The 20,521-nt window shown below is 74.9% G+C and carries 21 protein-coding genes; 16 read left to right on the forward strand and 5 right to left on the reverse strand.

Going from position 1 to position 20,521, the window contains the following annotated elements:
* The first annotated feature begins 18 nt into the window (after positions 1 to 18).
* From def to acs, 5 genes are all read left to right on the forward strand, one after another.
* Complete coding sequence (def, locus tag AC0IVP_RS05645) at positions 19 to 576, forward strand: peptide deformylase (protein ID WP_056299851.1); 558 nt, start codon at positions 19 to 21, stop codon at positions 574 to 576.
* Entirely contained in the window at positions 519 to 1,502 is a 984-nt protein-coding gene (fmt, locus tag AC0IVP_RS05650) for a methionyl-tRNA formyltransferase (RefSeq protein ID WP_471755159.1), read from the forward strand. The genes def and fmt overlap by 58 nt, the downstream gene beginning before the upstream one ends.
* Positions 1,499 to 2,917, forward strand: coding sequence for an RsmB/NOP family class I SAM-dependent RNA methyltransferase (locus tag AC0IVP_RS05655; protein ID WP_471755161.1), 1,419 nt, complete (start codon positions 1,499 to 1,501; stop codon positions 2,915 to 2,917). The genes fmt and AC0IVP_RS05655 overlap by 4 nt, the downstream gene beginning before the upstream one ends.
* A gap of 101 nt (positions 2,918 to 3,018) precedes the next feature.
* Positions 3,019 to 4,749 carry an alpha/beta hydrolase gene (locus AC0IVP_RS05660; protein ID WP_471755163.1) on the forward strand — a complete coding sequence of 577 codons (1,731 nt, stop codon included), beginning with the start codon at positions 3,019 to 3,021 and terminating at the stop codon, positions 4,747 to 4,749.
* An 18-nt stretch (positions 4,750 to 4,767) separates the two neighbouring features.
* Entirely contained in the window at positions 4,768 to 6,717 is a 1,950-nt protein-coding gene (gene acs, locus AC0IVP_RS05665) for an acetate--CoA ligase (RefSeq protein WP_471755165.1), read from the forward strand.
* Between the two features lie 15 nt (positions 6,718 to 6,732).
* Here acs and AC0IVP_RS05670 read toward each other — a convergent pair whose 3' ends face one another.
* From AC0IVP_RS05670 to AC0IVP_RS05680, 3 genes are all read right to left on the reverse strand, one after another.
* Positions 6,733 to 7,383 carry a hypothetical protein gene (locus AC0IVP_RS05670; protein ID WP_471755167.1) on the reverse strand — a complete coding sequence of 217 codons (651 nt, stop codon included), beginning with the start codon at positions 7,381 to 7,383 and terminating at the stop codon, positions 6,733 to 6,735.
* Between the two features lie 82 nt (positions 7,384 to 7,465).
* Positions 7,466 to 7,945: a hypothetical protein gene (locus tag AC0IVP_RS05675; protein ID WP_471755169.1), complete on the reverse strand. Its 480-nt coding sequence runs from the start codon at positions 7,943 to 7,945 to the stop codon at positions 7,466 to 7,468.
* Positions 7,946 to 8,049: 104 nt separating this feature from the next.
* Positions 8,050 to 8,388, reverse strand: a complete 339-nt coding sequence (locus tag AC0IVP_RS05680; protein WP_471755171.1) for a hypothetical protein — start codon at positions 8,386 to 8,388, stop codon at positions 8,050 to 8,052.
* A gap of 134 nt (positions 8,389 to 8,522) precedes the next feature.
* On the opposite strand from AC0IVP_RS05680, the gene rpe reads away from it, so the two are divergent.
* From rpe to hisG, 7 genes are all read left to right on the forward strand, one after another.
* Complete coding sequence (gene rpe, locus AC0IVP_RS05685; RefSeq protein WP_235564948.1) at positions 8,523 to 9,200, forward strand: ribulose-phosphate 3-epimerase; 678 nt, start codon at positions 8,523 to 8,525, stop codon at positions 9,198 to 9,200.
* On the forward strand, positions 9,197 to 10,267 hold the full coding sequence (ribD, locus tag AC0IVP_RS05690; RefSeq protein ID WP_471755173.1) for a bifunctional diaminohydroxyphosphoribosylaminopyrimidine deaminase/5-amino-6-(5-phosphoribosylamino)uracil reductase RibD: 1,071 nt from the start codon (positions 9,197 to 9,199) through the stop codon (positions 10,265 to 10,267). Before rpe ends, ribD begins: the two co-directional genes overlap by 4 nt.
* A gap of 1 nt (position 10,268) precedes the next feature.
* Complete coding sequence (locus AC0IVP_RS05695) at positions 10,269 to 10,877, forward strand: riboflavin synthase (RefSeq protein WP_471755175.1); 609 nt, start codon at positions 10,269 to 10,271, stop codon at positions 10,875 to 10,877.
* Positions 10,874 to 12,163, forward strand: a complete 1,290-nt coding sequence (locus AC0IVP_RS05700) for a bifunctional 3,4-dihydroxy-2-butanone-4-phosphate synthase/GTP cyclohydrolase II (RefSeq protein ID WP_056299664.1) — start codon at positions 10,874 to 10,876, stop codon at positions 12,161 to 12,163. The genes AC0IVP_RS05695 and AC0IVP_RS05700 overlap by 4 nt, the downstream gene beginning before the upstream one ends.
* Before the next feature lie 43 nt (positions 12,164 to 12,206).
* Positions 12,207 to 12,719 (forward strand): 6,7-dimethyl-8-ribityllumazine synthase, encoded by a 513-nt coding sequence (gene ribH / locus AC0IVP_RS05705; protein WP_056299670.1) that lies wholly within the window; start codon positions 12,207 to 12,209, stop codon positions 12,717 to 12,719.
* A complete protein-coding gene (locus AC0IVP_RS05710) occupies positions 12,716 to 13,000 on the forward strand; it encodes a phosphoribosyl-ATP diphosphatase (protein WP_056299673.1) in 285 nt (94 codons plus the stop codon). Before ribH ends, AC0IVP_RS05710 begins: the two co-directional genes overlap by 4 nt.
* A gap of 70 nt (positions 13,001 to 13,070) precedes the next feature.
* Complete coding sequence (gene hisG / locus AC0IVP_RS05715) at positions 13,071 to 13,946, forward strand: ATP phosphoribosyltransferase (protein WP_255353013.1); 876 nt, start codon at positions 13,071 to 13,073, stop codon at positions 13,944 to 13,946.
* Between the two features lie 52 nt (positions 13,947 to 13,998).
* On the opposite strand, the gene AC0IVP_RS05720 is transcribed toward hisG, so the two are convergent.
* Both AC0IVP_RS05720 and AC0IVP_RS05725 read right to left on the reverse strand, forming a co-directional pair.
* Complete coding sequence (locus AC0IVP_RS05720; RefSeq protein WP_056299865.1) at positions 13,999 to 15,231, reverse strand: MFS transporter; 1,233 nt, start codon at positions 15,229 to 15,231, stop codon at positions 13,999 to 14,001.
* Positions 15,232 to 15,368: 137 nt separating this feature from the next.
* On the reverse strand, positions 15,369 to 16,289 hold the full coding sequence (locus AC0IVP_RS05725; protein WP_471755177.1) for a LysR family transcriptional regulator: 921 nt from the start codon (positions 16,287 to 16,289) through the stop codon (positions 15,369 to 15,371).
* 123 nt (positions 16,290 to 16,412) lie between these two features.
* Between AC0IVP_RS05725 and AC0IVP_RS05730 the strand changes: the two genes are divergently transcribed.
* The 4 genes from AC0IVP_RS05730 to AC0IVP_RS05745 are packed head-to-tail and all read left to right on the forward strand — an operon-like array spanning position 16,413 to position 20,491.
* Complete coding sequence (locus AC0IVP_RS05730) at positions 16,413 to 17,423, forward strand: cyclase family protein (RefSeq protein ID WP_471755179.1); 1,011 nt, start codon at positions 16,413 to 16,415, stop codon at positions 17,421 to 17,423.
* A 10-nt stretch (positions 17,424 to 17,433) separates the two neighbouring features.
* Positions 17,434 to 18,564, forward strand: a complete 1,131-nt coding sequence (locus tag AC0IVP_RS05735) for an FAD-dependent monooxygenase (RefSeq protein WP_471755181.1) — start codon at positions 17,434 to 17,436, stop codon at positions 18,562 to 18,564.
* Between the two features lie 14 nt (positions 18,565 to 18,578).
* Positions 18,579 to 19,529 carry a VOC family protein gene (locus tag AC0IVP_RS05740; protein WP_471755183.1) on the forward strand — a complete coding sequence of 317 codons (951 nt, stop codon included), beginning with the start codon at positions 18,579 to 18,581 and terminating at the stop codon, positions 19,527 to 19,529.
* Positions 19,529 to 20,491 carry a fumarylacetoacetate hydrolase family protein gene (locus AC0IVP_RS05745; protein ID WP_056299694.1) on the forward strand — a complete coding sequence of 321 codons (963 nt, stop codon included), beginning with the start codon at positions 19,529 to 19,531 and terminating at the stop codon, positions 20,489 to 20,491. Before AC0IVP_RS05740 ends, AC0IVP_RS05745 begins: the two co-directional genes overlap by 1 nt.
* The last annotated feature ends 30 nt before the right edge of the window (positions 20,492 to 20,521 follow it).

Here is a 20,521-nt window from a genome sequence, read left to right on the forward strand (position 1 = left end):
GAGCCCTAGACTCACCGGGTGAGCGTCACCCCGATCAGGATCATGGGCGACCCGGTGCTGCGCGCCGTGGCCGCCCCGGTCGTCGACTTCGACGCCGAACTCCGCCAGCTGGTCACCGACCTGACCGAGACCATGCACGCCGCGGGCGGGGCCGGCCTGGCCGCCCCGCAGATCGGCGTGGGCCTGCGGGTCTTCACCTGGTACGTCGACGGCGAGGTCGGCCACATCGTCAACCCCGACGTCACGCCGGTGGGGGAGGAGACCGAGGAGGACGCCGAGGGCTGCCTGTCGATCCCCGGCTACCGGTTCGACTGCCGCCGGCACCTCTACGTCGCAGCCACCGGCTGGACGGTGCACGGTGAGCCGATCCGGGTGGAGGGCTCCCACAAGCTGGCCCGGGCGATCCAGCACGAGACCGACCACCTCGACGGCGTGCTGTTCGTCGACCGGCTCGACGCCCAGGCCCGGGAGGCGGCACTGTCGGTGCTCACCGAGGCCGAGTGGCAGGGCCACCAGGCGTGGCTGCCCTCGGGCGAGCCCGCCCCCGCACCGGTCGTGAAGGTGAGCCCGCACTGAAGCTGCTCTTCGCCGGGACCCCGGCCCCGGCCGTCCCGTCGCTCGACGCCCTGCTCGCCAGCGACCACGAGGTGGTCGCGGTGCTGACCCGGCCCGACGCCCGGGCCGGCCGCGGCCGCCGGGAGGTCCGGTCCCCGGTCGCCCAGCGCGCCGACGAGGCCGGCATCCCCGTGCTGCAGCCCGGGTCCCCGCGGGAGCCGGGGTTCCTCGACCAGCTCGCCGCCCTGGCCGTGGACTGCGCACCGGTGGTGGCCTACGGCGCCCTGGTGCCCCCGGCCGCGCTGGACGTGCCGGTGCACGGCTGGGTCAACCTGCACTTCTCGCTGCTGCCGGCCTGGCGCGGTGCCGCCCCCGTGCAGCACGCGGTGATGGCCGGCGACGAGGTCACCGGTGCCGCCACCTTCGCGCTGGAGCAGGGCCTGGACACCGGGCCGGTGTTCGGCGTCGTCACCGAGGGCATCGGCCCCCGGGACACCGCGGGGGACCTGCTGGACCGGCTCGCCGTCACCGGCGCGCGGCTGCTGGTCGCCACGATGGACGGCATCGCCGACGGGTCGCTGGTGCCCCAGCCGCAGCCCACCGACGGTGTCTCGCTGGCACCCAAGATCGAGACCGCCGACGCCCGGGTCGACTGGACGCTGCCGGCGCACGTCGTCGACCGGCGGGTGCGCGGGGTCACGCCGGCGCCCGGCGCGTGGACGACGTGGCGCGGGGACCGGCTGCGGCTGGGCCCGGTGCAGCCGGTGACCGAGGCTCCCGAGCTGGCGCCGGGTCAGGTGACGGTGACCCCCGCGGGCGTGCTGGTCGGCACCGGCCGCGGTGCGGTCCGGCTGGGCGCCGTGCAGCCCGCCGGCAAGAAGATGGTCCCCGCCGCGGACTGGGCGCGCGGCGCCCGCCCGGCCGAGCACGAGGAGCTGGGCGCATGACCGCACCACGACGCCGCGGTCCCGCCGGGCCGCGCACCAAGCAGAACCGGCCGGAGAGCCGCCGGGTCCGCCCGACCCTGGACGGCGCCCGGCTCACCGCCTACGACGTCCTGGACGGGGTGTCCTCGCGCGCCGCCTACGCGAACCTGCTGCTGCCCCAGCTGCTGCGCGAGCGGCAGCTGGACCCCCGGGACGCCGGCTTCGCCACCCAGCTTGCCTACGGCACGCTGCGGGCCACCGGCACCCTGGACGCCGTGCTGACGGGGCTGGTCAGCCGGCCGTTGGCCGAGCTGGACCCCCGGGTGCTGGACCTGCTGCGGCTGGGCGCCCACCAGCTCATCGACCTGCGGGTGCCTGCGCACGCGGCCGTGGACACCACGGTCGCGCTCACCCGGGCGATCGTGGGCACGGGTGCCTCCGGCCTGGTCAACGCGGTGCTCCGCAAGGTCGGCGCCGGCGGGGACCGGGAGGCCTGGGTCGCAGCACTCGGGGCCACCGGGGACGCGCGGCTCGCGCTGCTCACCGACCACCCGCTGTGGGTCGTGCAGGCCTGGCGGGAGGCACTGGGGGAGACCTCCGACGACGCGTCGGCCGACGCCGAGCTCGAGGCAGCCCTGCTGGCCGACGACGAGGCGCCCGAGGTGCACCTGGTCGCCCGGCGGGTGGACCGGGACGAGCTGGTCGACGCCGTCGACGGCGACCCCGGCCCGTGGTCGCCGTACGCGGTCCGGCTGCACGGCGGGGACCCCGGCCGCATCGCCGCGGTCGCCTCCGGTGACGCCGCCGTCCAGGACGAGGGCTCCCAGCTGGCCGCGCTGGCCCTGCTGCGGGCGCCGCTGGAGGGCACCGACGCACGCTGGCTGGACGTCTGCGCGGGCCCCGGGGGCAAGGCGGCGCTGCTGGCCGCCACCCGCCCGGCCGGGGTGCACCTCACCGCCGCGGACCGCTCCGAGCACCGGGCCGAGCTGGTCCGCAGCTCGCTGGCCGGTGCCGAGGACGTCGACGTGCTGGTCGCCGACGGCCGCTCCGGGCCGTGGCAGCCGGGGTCCTTCGACCGGGTGCTGCTGGACGCGCCGTGCACCGGACTGGGCGCGCTGCGCCGTCGTCCCGAGGTGCGCTGGCGGCGGACCGCCGAGGACGTCGCCCCGCTCGTCGAGCTGCAGCGCGCGCTGCTCACCGCCGCGCTGGACGCCGTCCGGCCGGGCGGGGTGGTCGCGTACGTGACGTGCTCGCCGCACACCGCCGAGACCGTCGAGGTGGTCGCGGCCGCCGTCGCCCGGGACGACGTGGAGCAGCTGCCGGTGGCGCCGCTGTTCCCGGACGTGCCCGACGCCGCCCGTGGTGACGCGGTGCAGCTGTGGCCGCACCGGCACGGCACGGACGCGATGTTCATCGCGCTGCTGCGCCGGGTCTAGTCGCGCTGCTGCGCCGGGTGTGGTCGCGCTGCTGCGCCGGGCCGGGTGTGATCTCGCCGGCCCGCCGCGCGGACCTGCGGGTTCTCCCCGACCATCGTCCGGTGACCTCCTCGCCGGCCGTCGGGACCACGGCGGGACCCGGGGAGCCGCGGCCCCACCTGATGGACCGGCGGGGCTGGCGGACGCTGCGCGCGGACCCGGCGGGGCTGGTGGTCGGCACCGTGTTCGCGCTGCTGGCGATGACCCCCTCGCTGCTGCCCCGGACCTGGTTCTTCCAGGCGGTGGTCAGCGGCATCTCCGCGGCCATCGGCTACGGGGTCGCGGTCGGGCTGGTGTGGTTGCTGCGGCGGTGGTCGCGGTGGCAGCAGGTGGAGGCGTGGGCCCGGGCGCGCGTGCCGGGCTGGGTGCGGACGACGGCGTGGCTGGTGCTGCTGGTCGCCGTCCCGGTGTCGCTGCTGGTGGTGCTGACCATCGCCTCGGACTGGCAGCGGGAGGTCCGGGCGCTGATCGGCCTGCCGGGGGAGACCGCGGCCGGCTGGCTGCGCGCGGCCCCGGCGATCGTCGTGGTGGCGGTGCTGCTGGTCGCGCTGGCCCGCGGGGTGCGCTGGATCGGCCGGCTGGTCACCCGGGGGCTGCGCCGGGTGCGGTTGCCCCAGCGGCCGGCGCAGGTGATCGGTGGACTGGCGGCGCTGGCGGTCGTGGTCGGGCTGGTGGAGGGCGTGGTGCTGCGCTGGGCTCTGTCGGCGGCGGACACCAGCTTCAGCGTCACCAACGACGAGACCAAGGACGGGGTCGAGCAGCCCACGCTGGCTGAGCGCTCCGGGTCGCCGGGGTCGCTCGCGGCGTGGGACACGCTGGGTTCGGAGGGGCAGGCCTTCGTCGCCGGCGGGCCGTCCCGCGCGCGGATCGCGGGAGCTGCCGGTGTCGACGAGGACGCCGTCACCGTGCCGATCCGGGCCTACGTCGGCCTGGAGTCCGCCGACGCCCCCGAGGACCGGGCCGCGCTCGCCGTCGCCGAGCTGGAGCGCACCGGCGCGTTCGACCGCGAGGTGCTGGCCGTGGTGACGACGACCGGGACCGGCTGGGTGAACAGCGCGGCGCCCCAGGCCCTGGAGCTGGTCTACGGCGGGGACACCGCGACGGTGGCCACCCAGTACTCCTACCTGCCGAGCTGGCTGTCCTTCATCGTCGACCGTTCCCGCGCGGCCGCCGCCGGTCGGACGCTGTTCGACGCCGTGTACGAGCGGGTGCAGCAGCTGCCCGAGGCCGGCCGCCCGCGGCTGCTGGTCTACGGCGAGAGCCTGGGCTCGGCCGGTTCGGAGGCGGCCTTCTCCGGTCTGGCCGACATCCGGGAGCGTGCCGACGGCGTGCTGTGGGTCGGCCCGCCCAACAGCAACGAGCTGTGGTCGGCGTTCGTGGAGCGCCGGGACCCGGGCGAACCCGAGGTGGAGCCGGTGTACGCGGGTGGGATCGCCGTCCGCTTCGGGTCCGGGATCGAGGACCTCGAGGAGCCGCCCACCGAGTGGCTGGACCCCCGGGTGGTCTACCTGCAGCACCCCACCGACCCGATCGTCTGGTGGTCCCCGGACCTGCTCCTCACCCGGCCGGACTGGCTGGTGGAGCCCCGCGGGGAGGGGGTCTCGCCGGCCATGAGCTGGTACCCCGTCGTCACCTTCTGGCAGGTGACGGTGGACATGACCAACGCCCAGTCCCCACCCGACGGGTACGGCCACAACTACGGTGACCTGCTGCTGGACGCCTGGCTGCTGATCGCCCCGCCCGACGGCTGGACCGCCGCCGACACCGACCGGGCCCGTGCCGTCGTCGGCTGACGCCCCCCTGGAGGACCTGTGACCGACCCCCTCGTCATCCCCCCGCCGCCGGCGTTCGCCGCGCAGGCCAACGTCGGTGCCGAGGTGTACGCCCGGGCCGAGGCCGACCCGCTGGCCTTCTGGGCCGAGCAGGCCGGCCGGCTGCAGTGGGACACCCCCTGGCACACCGTCTTCGACGACGCCGACCTGCCCACGGCCCGCTGGTTCGACGGCGGCCGGCTCAACGTGGCGGTGAACTGCGTCGACCGGCACGTCGCGGCCGGACGGGGCGAGAAGGTCGCGCTGCACTGGGCGGGCGAGCCCGGCGACGGCCGCACCGTCACCTACGCCCAGCTGCAGGACGAGGTGTGCCGACTCGCCAACGCCCTGGCGGAGCTCGGCGTCGTCGCGGGGGACCGGGTGGTGCTGTACCTGCCGGTGCTGGTGGAGACCGTCGTCGCCACGATGGCGTGTGCGCGCATGGGCGCGGTCGTGTCGCTGGTCTTCGGCGGGTTCTCCGCGCAGGCGCTGCGGTTCCGGGTCGCCGACACCGGCGCGAAGCTGCTCATCGCCTCCGACGGGCAGTTCCGCCGCGGGCAGGCGGTGGGGGTCAAGGCCGCCGCGGACGAGGCGGTCGAGGGCCTCGACCACGTCGAGCACGTGCTCGTCGTCCGGCGCACCGGGGAGGCCGACGTGCCCTGGACCGAGGGCCGCGACGTGTGGTGGCACGACGTCGTCGACCGGCAGTCCACCGAGCACACCGCGCCGTCCTTCGACGCCGAGCACCCCCTGTTCATCGTCTACACCTCGGGGACGACGGGGCGGCCCAAGGGCCTGGTGCACACCACCGGCGGCTACCTGACGCACGCCAGCTGGACGCACTGGGCGTTGTTCGACCTCCAGGACGACGACGTCTACTGGTGCCAGGCCGACCTGGCCTGGGTCACCGCGCACACCTACGTGCTCTACGGCCCGCTCTCCAACGGCGCGACCCAGGTCGTCTACGAGGGGAGCCCGCTCACCCCGCACCCGGGCCGGCACTTCGAGCTCATCCAGCAGCACCGGGTGACGACGTACTACACGGCGCCGACGCTGGTCCGGACGTTCATGAAGCACGGCCCGCAGCTGCCCGCCGGGTACGACCTGTCCTCGTTGCGGCTGCTCGGCTCGGTGGGGGAGGCGATCAACCCCGAGGCGTGGCGCTGGCTGCACGAGCACGTCGGTGGCGGCCGGTGCCCGGTGGTGGACACCTGGTGGCAGTCCGAGACCGGTGCCGCCGTGATCGCGCCGCTGCCCGGGGTCACCCCGCTCAAGCCCGGCTCGGCGACCGTGCCGCTGCCCGGCCTGGCCGCCACCGTCGTCGACGACGCCGGCGTGGAGACCCCGCCCGGTGTCGAGGGCAACCTGGTGATCACCCGGCCGTGGCCCGGCATGGCGCGCACCGTGTGGCGCGACCACGACCGCTTCGTGCGCTCCTACTGGGCGCCGTACGCGGAGCGGGGCTGGTACCTGGCGGGGGACTCGGCGTCCAAGGACGAGGACGGCTACATCTGGATCGGCGGCCGGATCGACGACGTGCTCAACGTGTCCGGGCACCGGCTGTCCTCCATCGAGCTGGAGTCGGCGTTGGTGTCGCACCCGCGGGTCGCCGAGGCCGCCGTCGTGGGGGCGCCGGACGACGTCACCGGCCAGCGGATCGTCGCCTTCGTCATCACCCGTGACACCCCCGGTGCCGACGACGCCGGCCTCACCGAGGAGCTCCGCGCCCACGTCGCCACCCGGGTCGGGGCGGTCGCCAAGCCCCGTGAGGTGGTCGTGGTGACCGACCTGCCCAAGACGCGCTCGGGCAAGATCATGCGGCGGCTGATGGCGGACATGACCGCCGGGCGCGGTGGTGGCGACGTGACGTCGTTGACCGACGCCGGGTCGATGACCGTGGTGGAGGACGCGTGGGCGGCGCACGTCGCCGGGCGTCGTGAGGGCGGCTGACCCGGCACCGCCCGGTCAGCTGACCAGCAGTGCTGCCCCCGCGCCCAGGGCGACGACGACCAGCACGACCACCAGCACGACCACCGCGACGAGTGCGCCGCCACGCCGACCGCTCGCCCAGCGGAACCCCCACCCGGCCACCGGCGCCGCACGGGGCGGTCCCGGCGGGTCGGCCAGCCAGCGACGCCCGTCCGCCGTACGACCCCGCACCCACCGCGTGGCCACGGCGGTGCTCGCGGTCATCGACAGCCCGCCGACGACGACCGCCGGCCAGGGACGCTGCAGCACTCCGGCGGCGAGGAAGCACACCAGGGCGACCGGGAGGAGCCAGGCACCCCAGCCGAAGGCGGCAGCGTGGAGGGCCTGCCGATCGGCCCGCTCCCGGAGGCCGGGCCCGGGGTCCTCGCGGCGGCGCAGGGCGCGTTCCACCGCGCGTCCGGTCGCGCCGCGCCTGCGGGCCGCGGGCACCGACCTGAGGACGACGACCGTCACCGCGACCAGTGCCGAGTACCCGGCGACGGCGATCGCCCCGGCCCGCCCGGACAGGCCCAGTGCCTGACCGGTCAGCAGGAACTGCCCGAGGAACCACGCCGAGACGACGGGTGCGAACGCCCACTCCGCGGCGGTCCCCCGGTCGGCAGGAGGGGCAGGGGCGTGCCCGCTCACCGTGGCCCGCCGGGGTACCGGTCCGCCTGGGCGACGGGGGATCCGCTCCAGGAGTCGCGAGTCCGGTCGCGTCCGGTCCCGCCTATTCCACCTCGACGGGCGGGTCCCGCAACCAACGGCGCGCCCACCGGGCCCGCACGGCCGCGGACGTGACCCCGACGACGCCGATCACGAGCCAGCCTGCGCCCAGGAGGAGGTCCGTCCTGTCGCCCTCCCGGTTCAGCCAGTAGGCGCCCACCGCGAACTGCAGCACGGACACCGGGACCGCGTACCGGACCTCCCGCTGGGCCCGCTCCGCGATGTCGCGGATGCGTGGGCGGGCGGCGAGTCCCACGGGCACGTGGTGTCTGAGCCCGTAGGTGGCGCGTGCCTCGTCCAGGTCCCGCTGCCACCCCGGGTCCTCGCCGCTGGCGCGGCGCCACAGTCGCCACGGGTCGTTGCCCGCGGAGCGCTCGACCGCCCACCAGCCGAGCAGCACGATGACCGTGAGCGAGCCGATCGCGAACAGCCCCGGACCGGTGACGGGGTGGCCGGCGGTCACCACCACCACCACCGCGGCCACGGGTACGAGCCCGAGGAACGCGCGGCGGGCGCGCCGACGCCGTCGGGCAGCCGGCGTCCACGGGGGTGCAGGTGCCTCCAGGTCGGCAGACGTGCGGGCCTCGCTCACACGCTGGCCGGCGTCTCGCGCAGCCGCCAGGCCAGCGGCGCCCCACCGAGCGGCAGCACCGCCGGCCCCGCGGCCAGCGCGTCGCCCCGCACGACAGCGGCGACCACACAGGCGGCGGCGAGCAGGCACGCCGGCGTGAGGACCGGCCACACCCCCCACCGGGGCGGCGGCGAGCTGGGCAGCAGGTCGCCCGCCACGAGCACGGCGACCAGGGTCCCGGCCAGGACGAGGACGGCAGTCCCGCCCCCCGGCATCAGCACCCCGGCCGCCCAGACCGACCCGGCGGCCCACGGCCCCACCAGCAGCAGCCGACCCACGAACTCCCTGGTCGTCACGGGGACGAGCATGATCCACTCCGCGCGACACCGCACTCCGTGGCCCGCCCGGTCTCGCACGATCGAGCCCAGGTGGGCCACCCGGTCCGCAGCACCCGGCAGGCGCCGTCGCCGCCCGCACCTACGATCACCCGGTGTCCCGCACCCCGATGATCGCGCCCAGCCTGCTGTCCGCGGACTTCGCCCGGCTCGCCGAGGAGACCGCCCGGATCGCCGACGCCGACTGGGTGCACGTCGACGTCATGGACGCCCACTTCGTGCCGAACCTGACCCTCGGGCGGCCCGTGGTGGAGGCGATCGCGCGGGTCAGCCCGGTGCCGCTGGACTGCCACCTGATGATCGAGGACCCGGAGCGCTGGGCCCCCGGCTACGCCGAGCTCGGCGCCCGCAACGTCACGGTGCACGCCGAGGCCTGCACCGGTGACCCCCGCGACCTGGCCCGTGACCTGCGCGCCGCCGGCTCGCTGGCCGGCCTGGCGATCAAGCCGGGCACCCCGCTGGAGCGGTACACCGAGGTGCTCAAGGACTTCGACACCCTGCTGGTGATGAGCGTCGAGCCCGGCTTCGGCGGCCAGTCCTTCATCGCCGACGTGCTGAGCAAGGTCCGGGAGGCCCGTCGGCTCGTCGACACCGGCCACCTGGAGCTGCTCGTCGAGATCGACGGCGGCATCAACGCCGACACCATCGAGCTCGCCGCCGAGGCCGGCGTCGACGTCTTCGTCGCGGGCTCCGCCGTCTACGGCGCCGACGACCCGGCCGCGGCCATCGCCGCGCTCCGGGCGCAGGCAGCCCGCGCGTCCGCACCCCGGTGACCCCGGGGGAGCTGCCCGCCCACGAGCTCGCGGCCATGGCCCGGGCCCGGGAGCTGGGCTGGTCCGGGCTTGGCCGCACCAGCCCCAACCCCGCCGTCGGCGCCGTCGTCCTCGACGCGGCCGGGCAGGTCGTGGGGGAGGGGGCGACCCAGCCCCCAGGCGGGCCGCACGCCGAGGTCGGCGCTCTGACGCAGGCCGGCGAGCGGGCGCGCGGCGGCACCGCCGTCGTCACGCTCGAGCCGTGCAACCACACCGGCCGCACCGGGCCCTGCGCGCAGGCCCTGCTGGCCGCCGGTGTCGCCCGCGTCGTCGTCGCCGTCCCCGAGCCCACCGACCTCGCCCAGGGCGGCGCCCGGCGGCTGCGGGACGCCGGCGTCGACGTCGTCACCGGGGTGGAGCAGGCGGCCGCCGAGGACGGCGCGCTCGCCCCGTGGCTGACCGGCGTCCGGGAGCACCGGCCGCAGGTGGTCTGGAAGGTCGCCAGCACCCTGGACGGCCGGGTCGCCGCCGCCGACGGCACCAGCCGCTGGATCACCGGCCCGGTCGCCCGCGCGGCCGTCCACCGGCTGCGCGCGACCTGCGACGCCGTCCTCGTCGGCTCCGGGACCGTGCTCACCGACGACCCCCAGCTCACCGTCCGCGACGACGACGGCCACGACGTCGCCCACCAGCCGCTGCGGGTCGTGCTCGACCGGCGCGGCCGCGTCCCGGCCACCGCCCGGGTCCGGGACGACGCCGCCCGCACCCACCTCAGCGCCGCCGCCGACCCCGCGGCGCTGCTCGCCGAGCTGTGGGCCCTCGACGTCCGACGGGTGCTGCTGGAGGGCGGCCCCACGCTGGCCGCCGCGTTCTTGACCGCCGGCCTCGTCGACGAGGTCGTGCTGCACCTGGCCCCCCAGCTGCTGGGCGCCGGAGCGACCCTGGTGGGGGACCTGGGAATCACCACGATGTCCCAGGCGCTGCAGCTCGAGACCCTGGACGTCACCCCCCTGGGGAGGGACGTGCAGGTCCGGCTCCGACCCACCCGTCACACTGGTGGCCACACCCGCACGGAAAGAGGCAGCTGACGTGTTCACCGGCATCGTCGAGGAGGTCGGCACCCTCGTCGTCCGCGACGACCAGGGCGACTCCGCGCGCCTGCAGGTCCGTGGCGCCAGGACCCTGGAGGGCGTCGCGCTCGGCGACTCCATCGCGGTCAACGGCGTCTGCCTCACCGTCACCGGCATGAGCGACGGCGTCTGGTCCACCGACGTCATGGCCGAGACGCTCAGGCGCAGCAGTCTGGGTGCGCTCACCGACGGCGACCCGGTCAACCTGGAGCGCGCGGTCACCGCCGGCACCCGGCTGGGCGGGCACATCGTGCAGGGCCACGTCGACGGCGTCGGCACCGTCGCCGCGGTCACCCCGAGCGAGAACTGGACCGTCGTCCGCATCGCGCTGCCCGCCGGCATCGCCCGCTACGTGGTCGAGAAGGGCTCCATCACCCTGGACGGCGTCTCCCTCACGGTGAGCGCGCTGTCCTCGGCCACCGACCCCGAGCCCTGGCTCGAGGTCTCCCTCATCCCCACCACCCTGCGCGAGACCACCCTCGGCACGCGCACCCCGGGTGACCCGGTCAACCTGGAGGTGGACGTCATCGCCAAGTACGTCGAGCGACTGCTGGAGGCACGCGCATGAGCGGCCAGCGCCTGGACTCCATCGAGGACGCGATCGCCGCGATCAAGAGCGGCCGGCCCGTCGTCGTCATCGACGACGAGGACCGCGAGAACGAGGGCGACCTGATCTTCGCCTCGGAGCTGGCCACCCCCGAGCTGGTGGCCTTCATGGTCCGGTACACCTCGGGCTACATCTGCGTCGCGGTCACCGAGGAGGACGCCGACCGGCTCGACCTCCCGCCGATGTTCCGGGTCAACCAGGACCGCCGCGGCACCGCGTACACGGTCACCGTCGACGCCCGCGAGGGCATCAACACCGGCATCTCGGCCACCGACCGGGCGCACACCATCGCGCTGCTGGCCAGCGCGGAGACCACCAGTGCCGACCTGTCGCGCCCCGGGCACATCGTGCCGCTGCGGGCCCGCGACGGCGGTGTGCTGCGGCGCCCCGGGCACACCGAGGCCGCCGTCGACCTGGCCGTGCTGGCCGGGCTGCGCCCCTCGGGGACGCTGTGCGAGGTCGTCAGCGAGAAGGACCCGATCGGCATGGCCCAGGGCGACGAGCTGCGGGTCTTCGCCGACGAGCACGACCTGGTGATGTGCTCCATCGCGGACCTGATCGCCTACCGCAAGCGCTTCGACAAGCTGGTCGAGCGGGTCGCCGAGGCCAAGGTGCCGCTGGCGCCGGGCCTGTTCACCGCGGTCGGCTACTCCAGCTCCTACGACGACCGTGAGCACGTCGCCTTCGTCTACGGCGACATCAGCGACGGCGAGGACGTGCTGGTCCGGGTGCACTCGGAGTGCCTCACCGGGGACGTCTTCGGCTCCCTGCGCTGTGACTGCGGCCCCCAGCTGCAGGCCGCGCTGGCCGCCGTCGCCGAGGAGGGCCGCGGGATCGTGCTCTACATCCGCGGCCACGAGGGCCGGGGGATCGGCCTGCTGCACAAGCTGCAGGCCTACCAGCTGCAGGACGCCGGTGTGGACACCGTGGACGCCAACCTGGACCTGGGCCTGCCCGCCGACGCCCGCGACTACGGCACCGGTGCGCAGATCCTGGTGGACCTGGGCGTGCACTCCATGCGGCTGCTGACCAACAACCCGGCCAAGCGCGCCGGGCTCGAGGGCTACGGCCTGCGGATCACCGGCCGGGTCGGGCTGCCCAGCCACGTGACCCCGGAGAACGTCGGCTACCTGCGCACCAAGCGCGACCGGATGGGCCACCTGCTGGAGATCGTGGAGCCCGACGAGGACATCCCGGTCCCGGTCGGCACGCACACCCCGATCCGCCGGCCCGAGCAGCCGCAGTGACCCCGCAGGCCACCCCCACCACCCAGCACGAGGAGACACGGCGATGAGCGGTTCCGGCGCCCCCGGCGAGCAGCAGATCGACGCGACCGGCCTGAAGCTGGCCATCGTCGCGGCCCGCTGGCACACCGAGATCTGCGAGGCGCTGCTGAGCCGGGCCGTGGAGTGCGCGCAGGCCCACGGCGTGCCCGAGCCCACCGTCGTCCGGGTCACCGGCGCCCTGGAGCTGCCCGTCGTCGCGCAGGCGCTGGCCGCCGACCACGACGCCGTCGTCGCGCTCGGTGTCGTCGTCCGTGGCGGCACCCCGCACTTCGAGTACGTGTGCGACGCCTTCACCGCCGGGCTGACCCGGGTCGCCCTGGACACCGGGGTGCCGGTCGGCAACGGCGTGCTCACCACCGACGGCGAGGCCCAGGCCCGCGACCGGGCCGGGCTGCCCGACTCCGCCGAGGACAAGGGCTGGGAGGCCACCGTGGCCGCGCTGGACACCGCGCTGACCCTGCGCTCGCTGCGCGCCCCCCAGCGCGACACCGGCTTCGGCATCGGCCGCTCCCAGTGACCCGGGGCGTCCCCGCGGGCACCACCTTCGACGACCTCTTCGCCGCGCTGTCGGCCAAGGTCGCCGCCGCCGACCCCGCCTCGGGGACCGTGCAGGCGGTCCAGGCCGGCGTCCACACGGTGGGCAAGAAGCTGGTCGAGGAGGCCGCCGAGTCCTGGATGGCCGCCGAGCACGAGAGCCCCGAGCGCGCCGCCGAGGAGCTCAGCCAGCTGCTGTACTGGGTCCAGGTGATGATGCTGGCCCGGGGCCTGACCTTGGACGACGTCTACTCTCACCTCTGAAGAAGGACCCTCCTGCCCACGGCGACGATCTCCGCGGGTCCCTGCAGGAGGGCCGTTGCACCCCGTCACCTTGGAGTCAGCAGTGCTGCGCGTCGCCGTCCCGAACAAGGGCGTCCTGTCCGAACCCGCAGCGGAGATGCTCTCCGAGAGCGGCTACCGGCAGCGGCGCAGCACCAAGGACCTCGCGGTCTACGACCCCGACAGCGACACCGAGTTCTTCTACCTTCGCCCCCGCGACATCGCCGTCTACGTCGCCGCCGGCACGCTGGACGTCGGCATCACCGGCCGGGACATGCTGCTGGAGACCACGCCGCCGGACACCGAGTCCCCGGCCGTGGAGGTCATGCCGCTGGGCTTCGGTCGCTCGTCCTTCCGGTTCGCCAGCCCGCTGGACGCCGGCATCGAGGACGTCCGGTCCCTGGCCGGCAAGCGCATCGCCACCGCCTACCCGGTGCTGCTGGAGCGCTTCCTCACCGAGCAGGGCATCGACGCCTCCGTGGTCAAGCTCGACGGTGCCGTCGAGACGGCCTGCCGGCTCGGCGTGGCCGACGCGGTCTGCGACGTCGTGGAGACCGGGACGACGCTGCGTCAGGCCGGCCTGCACGTCATCGGTGAGCCGGTGCTGACCAGCGAGGCGATCCTGGTGCAGCGCACCGGCGCCGAGGAGAACCCGGCCGTGGCCCAGCTGCAGCGCCGGCTGCGCGGGGTCCTGGTGGCCCGGCAGTACGTGATGCTCGACTACGACTGCCCCGACGACCTGCTGGCCCGGGCCACCGCGATCACCCCGGGCCTGGAGGGCCCCACGGTGAGCCGGCTGCAGACGGAGGGCTGGTCCGCCGTCCGGGCGATGGTGCCCCAGGGCGACACCAACCGGCTGATGGACGAGCTCTGGGACCTCGGTGCGCGGGCCATCCTGGTGACCTCCATCCACGCCTGCCGGATCTGAGCAGGCCGCCGCGCCGGCCCCCGAGGGGCACCGGCGCGGCGGGAGTTCCCGGTCAGGCCAGCCGCAGCTGCCGGACGACGACCGCGAGCAGCACCGCCAGCGCCCCGACGACGGCGACCGCGACGCCGATGCCCGACAGTGCCCCGGACAGCGCGATCACCAGCAGCGGGCACAGGAACTCACCCAGGAACAGTGCTGCGGTCCACCGCCCGGTGCCCCGGCCGCGCTCGGCGAAGGACAGCTGGGACACCACCCAGGTCAGCAGGCTGGGCAGCATCAGGCCGGTGCCGGCACTGGCGATCACGGCACCCAGCACGGCGATCGGGACGACGGGGGCCAGGCCCATGACGAGCAGGCCCAGGCCGGCCAGGCCGAACGCCGCCGGCAGCAGGAACCGGGGGCCGCGGGCGACGAACCGGGGGAACGAGGCGGCTCCGGCCGCGGTGGCCAGCGAGGCCAGCGCGGCGAACCCGCCGATGGCGGCGGTCTCGGTCACGCCGAGGCCGTCCAGGACGAAGGACAGCTCGACGATCGGGGTGTAGAAGACCACGCCGCCGACCAGCGTCACGCCCAGTGGCAGCAGCATCGGCCGCCAGGGCAGCGGCGGGAGCGCGGAGTCGGTCCCCGTGCGCACAGGGGCGGTCGGCGTCCACAGGAGCCGGGCCGCCAGCGCGGCCAGCGGCAGTCCGACCAGGTACAGCCAGAACGGCGTCCGCCAGTCCGAGCTGCCCAGCGCGCCGCCGAGGCCGAAGAAGACCGTGGCGGCGAGTGTGGTGACGATGGTCTGCAGGCCGAACAGCTTGGCCCGCCGGGCACCGGCGGAGTAGTCGGCCAGCAGCGTGGTGCAGCAGGTCATGATCGCTGCCTCGGTGATGCCGACGCCGATCCGGGTGGCCAGGATCGCCGGCAGCGAGTCCAGGAACACCGGTGCCGTCCCGACCACGGCGTACACGGCGAGGGCACCCACCAGCAGCCGCTTGCGCCCGACCGCGTCGACGACCCGGCCGGCGAAGGGGGCCAGCAGCGCGATCATCAGCGCCGGGGCGGTGAGCACCAGCGGGGCCAGCGCGTCGACGCCGGGGGTGCCGGCGAAGGCCCGCTGCAGGGTGGGCAGCACCGGGGAGAGCAGCACCGCGCCCAGGATCGGCATGGTGCTGGCCGCCATGAGGACGGCGATCTCGGCGCGGCCGGCGGGACGGCCGGTCGCGGGGTGCCGGGCACCGTCGTCGACCGGGGCCGCGATGGCCGCGGCTGCCGGGAGGGGACCGTCGAGGGTCTCGGACACGGGCGGGCTCCTGGGGGTCGGGTGCCGGACCTCGGTGACCGGCATCACTGCGACCAGGAGTGTGCTGACGGCGAGACCCGCTGACCAATAGATCTGCCGGCCTCCGGCATCACCGCCGTCGATGGGGCCCGGCAGGGTCAGTCCAGCGACGCGGTGGCCTGCCGGGCGGCCTGGACGGTGAGCCGGCGCAGGAAGACGTGCTCGGGGTCGCGGTCGTACACCGGGTGCCAGTACATCGCCTCGACCAGACCCCCGACGTCCACCGGGCACGGGAGGGTCCGCACCCCGGTGTCGCGGGGCAGCAGTGCGGCCAGCCGCCGCTGCAGCAGCGAGATCCGGGGAGAGCCGGCGACCAGGGTGGGCACGGTCAGGAAGCTCTCGGTGACCACCTGCACCCGGGGTTCGATGCCCTGCACCCGCAGGGCCCGCGCGGCCGGGGTGGACGCCGTCTGACCGTGGTAGACGACCACCCAGGGCAGCTCCCGGAGCTGCTCGACGGTGACGGCGTCATCGATCTCGGTGTTGTCGGTGGAGACCACCAGCACCCACTCGTCGGTGTAGAGGTCCTGGTGCGGCAGGTCGTCGACGAAGCCGCGGGGGAGCAGCATGAGGTCGCTGGCCAGCAGCGCCTGGTCGGCCCGGGCCACCAGCTCGGGGCTGTGCGGGGCCAGCCGCAGCCGGGCGTGCGGGGCGACCTCGGTCAGCAGGGCGCAGAGGGTGTCCCCGAGGACGGTGACGGCGTAGTCGCTGAGCAGCAGGGTGAACTCCCGGCTCGACGTCCCCGGGTCGAAGCCGGGCTGGGCGGAGAACACCCGCTGCACGCCCTCCAGGGCCAGCCGGGCCTGCAGCTGGAGCTGCACCGCCAGTGGTGTGAGCCGGTACTCGTTGCCCACCCGGGCCAGCAGCTCGTCGTCGAAGTGCCGCCGCAGCCTGCCCAGTGACGCGGACAACGCCGGCTGGCTGAGCCCCAGCTGCCGGGCCGCCCGGGTGACGCTGCGCTGCTGGAGCAGGGCGTCGAGGGAGACCAGCAGGTTCAGGTCCAGGTTGGCGACGTTCACGGCCGCGGACTGTAGTGCGTCCGGGCATCCACCGGAGTGATCCCGAGCATCACCGATCCCGTCTTCCCTGATGACCGTGCTGCCGCCGAGAGTGGCCCGAGTCACCGACGACCGGAAGGCACCATGACCCAGCCCAGAACCGCTCCCGCCGAGACCACCGACTGGTCCGACCCCGAGGCCGCCATCGCGGCCGCGGCCGCCCGGGTCTCCAACTGGGACCGCTGGGGTGCCGAGGACGTGCTCGGGACGCTGAACCTGCTGACCCCGGCCAAGCGGGTGCAGGGCGCCGGCCTGGTCCGCCGCGGGGACGCCTTCGACCTCACCCAGCACTTCAACGCCGAGGGCCCGCAGAGCGGTTGGCGCCGCCGGACCAACCCGGTGCACACGATGCTGGACACCGGGACCGACGCCGAGCGCGGCGTGCAGGGCTTCCCGCACGGCATCGGCGGCGCCGACGACGTGGTCGCGATGCCGCTGCAGTCCTCCACCCAGTGGGACGGGCTGGGGCACATCTTCGACCACGGCCGGGCCTGGAACGGCCGGCGGGCCGGCGACGTCGTCACCTCCATGGGCGACGCCCGCACCGGCATCGAGACCACCGCCGGCCGGTTCGTCGGCCGCGGCGTGCTGCTCGACGTCGCCCGGCACCTGGAGCCGGCCACCGCCGAGCTGCCCGACGGCTTCGCGATCACCCCGGCGCACCTGGACGCCACCGCGGCCGCCGCCGGCGTCGAGGTCGGCAGCGGGGACCTGCTGCTGGTCCGCACCGGACGGCTGGCCCGCGCCCGGCGCACGGTCGCCGCCGGGGAGGGCTGGGCCGGTTACGCCGGCGGGGACTCCCCGGGGCTGTCGTTCACCGCCCTGGACTGGCTGCGCGCGCACGACGTCGCCGCCGTCGCCACCGACACGTGGGGCGTCGAGGTGCGGCCGAGTGAGTTCTCGGCACCCACCTTCCAGCCCTTCCACCAAGTCGCCATCCCGCACCTGGGCCTGTTCCTGGGCGAGATGTGGGACCTGGAGGCGCTGGCCGCGGACTGCGCGGCCGACGGCGTCCACGAGTTCCTGCTCACCGCCCCGCCCCTGCCCGTGACCGGCGCCGTCGGCGCCCCGGTCGCCCCGATCGCCGTCAAGTAGGGAATCCCCGATGAGTGCAGTGCAGAACGTGCTCGTGGTCGGCGGCGGCCTCGCCGGTGCCGCGACCGCCGTCCACCTGGCCGCCGCCGGCGTGGCCGTCGACCTCGTCGAGGTCAAGCCCGACGTCCACGCCCTGGGCTCGGGCATCACGCTGCAGGGCAACGCCCTGCGCGAGCTGGACCGGCTCGGGGTCTGGGAGGCCGCCCGGGAGCGGGGCTACGCCTTCGACGTCACCGGCATCCGGGCGCCCGACCCGGCCGGGTCGGTGGTCGTCGAGGTGCCCGATGCCCGCACCGGCGGCCCGGCCTACCCGGCCGCCATGGGCATGACCAGGCCCGACCTGGCCGGCATCCTGCACGACCGGGCCACCGAGGTCGGCGCGAAGATCCGCTACGCGACGACGTCGACCGACCTGCGCCAGGACGCCGACGGCGTGGACGTCACCTTCTCCGACGGCTCGGCCGGCCGCTACGACCTGGTCGTCGGCGCCGACGGCGTCCGCTCCTGGACCCGGCGGATGCTGGGCATCCAGCTGGAGACCAGGCAGACCGGCATGGGCATCTGGCGGGCGTTCGGCCCCCGGCCGGCCGGGGTCACCCGCACCGACCTGTTCTACGGCGGGCCCTCCTACATCGCCGGCTACTGCCCGACCGGGGAGGACTCGGTCTACGCCTACATCGTCGAGGACGCCCAGGACCGCTCCACGCTGACCCCCGACGAGCAGCTGGCCACCATGCGGCAGCTGTCGGAGGCCTACCACGGCCCGTGGGACGAGATCCGGTCCACGCTCACCGACCCGAGCCGGGTCAACTACACCTGGTTCGAGAGCCACGTGCTGCCCGCCCCGTGGAACCGCGGCCGGGTCGTCCTCATCGGCGACGCCGCGCACACCTGCCCGCCGACCGTCGCCCAGGGCGGTGCGCAGGCCCTGGAGGACGCCGCCGTCCTCGGCGAGCTGCTCACCGGCCGGGACGCCCTGGACGAGGAGCTGTGGGACGCCTTCCACGGCCGTCGGTTCGACCGGGCCCGCACCGTCGTCGAGGCCTCCGACCAGCTCGCCCAGTGGCAGCTCGACCACGTCCAGGGCGACGTCCCCGCCCTGATGCGCTCCGTCGCGCAGCTCGTCAGCCAGCCCGCCTGAGAGGGAGAGACACCATGACCGCGCCCGAGAAGACCCGCCTGATCACCCACCTGCGCCACGTCGACCTGGCCGTGCCCGACCTGCGCCGACAGACCGACTTCTTCACCCACACCTGGGGCCTCAAGCAGGAGACCACCGACAGCGGCCTGTCCTTCCTGGCCGCCGAGGGCAGCCCGGAGCACTACGTCGTCCGGCTGCGCGAGGCCACCGACAAGCGGATCGACCTGATCTCCTTCGGTGCCGCCGACCGGGCCGACGTCGACACCCTGGCCGCCCGGATGGCCTCGGCCGGTGTGCAGCTGGTGCACGAGCCCACCGACCTGCAGACCCCCGGCGGCGGGTACGGCTTCCGGTTCTTCGACAACGAGGGCCGCACCGTGGAGGTGTCCTCCGCCGTCGCCGTCCGCGAGCACCGCAAGATCGAGGAGGGCGAGTCCGTCCCGGTCCGCCTCTCGCACGTGGTGCTCAACTCGACCGAGCCGGAGAAGACGGTCGCCTTCTACGAGCAGCACTTCGGGTTCGCGCTGTCGGACACCCTGATGCACCCGCGGATGGGCAACATGATGTATTTCCTGCGCACCAACGCCTGGCACCACTCGCTGGCGATCGCCCGTGGCCCGCACGCCTCGCTGCACCACGCCTCCTTCGAGCTGCGTGGCATCGACGAGTACATGCGCGGCACCGGGCGCGCCCTGCGCGCGGGTGTGGAGAAGATCTGGGGCCCGGGCCGGCACATGGCCGGGAACAACACGTTCTCCTACTTCCTGGACCCGCACGGCAACACGGTGGAGTACACGACCGAGCTGGACCTGGTCGACGAGGACACCTGGCACCCCACGCTCTACGACTTCTCCAACCCGGAGGTGTCCGACCAGTGGGGCACGGCCAACGCGATGAACGAGTTCGTCGCCAAGCAGTCGTTCAACGACCCGGACAAGGGCCTCTTCGTGGCCCCGCCCGTCTGATGCGGTTCGCCACCTACGCCCACGACGGGGTCGTGTCCGCGGGGGTCGTCTCCGACGCCGGCGTGCACGCCCTGCCCGGCACCACGGTGCTGGACCTGGTCCGCTCCGGCCTGCCGACCGCGCTGGCCGCGGGCGAGCAGGCCCTCGAGGGCCCGGCGCTGCCGCTGGACACCGTCCGCCTGCTGCCGCCGCTGCAGCCCCCCTCGGTGCGTGACTTCGTCACCTTCGAGGAGCACGTCGAGGGCGTCCGCAGGAGCATCGACGGGGTCGGGGGAGTGCCCGAGCGCTGGTACGCCGCCCCGACGTTCTACTTCACGCACCCCTTCGCCCTGGTCGGTGCGCACGACGACGTCGCCGTCCCGCCGGGGTCCCAGCGCTTCGACTTCGAGCTCGAGGTGGCCGCGGTCCTGGGCGCGGACCTGTCCTCCCCGACGCCGGAGCAGGCCCGCGAGGCCCTGTTCGGCTACACCGTCCTCAACGACTGGTCCGCGCGGGACCTGCAGGCCGCCGAGATGCAGGTGAGCCTCGGCCCCGCCAAGGGCAAGGACTCGGCGACGACGTTGGGCCCGTGGCTGGTCACTGCCGACGAGCTCGAGCCCTACCGGGACGACGAGGGCTTCCTCGCCCTGGACATGCGCGTCACGGTCAACGGCGAGCTGGTCGGGCAGGACCTGCTGTCCAACATGGGCTGGCCGTTCGAGGAGCTGGTCGTCTACGCCGGCCGCGGCACCCGGCTGCTGGCCGGCGACGTCCTGGGCTCGGGCACCTGCGGCAACGGCGGGTGTCTGGCCGAGCTGTGGGGCCGGGACGGCGACGCCGCACCACCCCCGCTGCAGGTCGGCGATGTCGTCGAGATGACCGTCGAGGGCATCGGCACCATCCGCAACCGGGTGGTTGCGGGACTCGACCTGCCCCCCACACCGCGTGCCCGGCAGCGCCCGCGCGCCCGCACCCGTCCCTGACCGCACACCCCCGTACCGAGAGGCACCCCC

This window comes from Klenkia sp. AC732 (assembly GCF_979256525.1).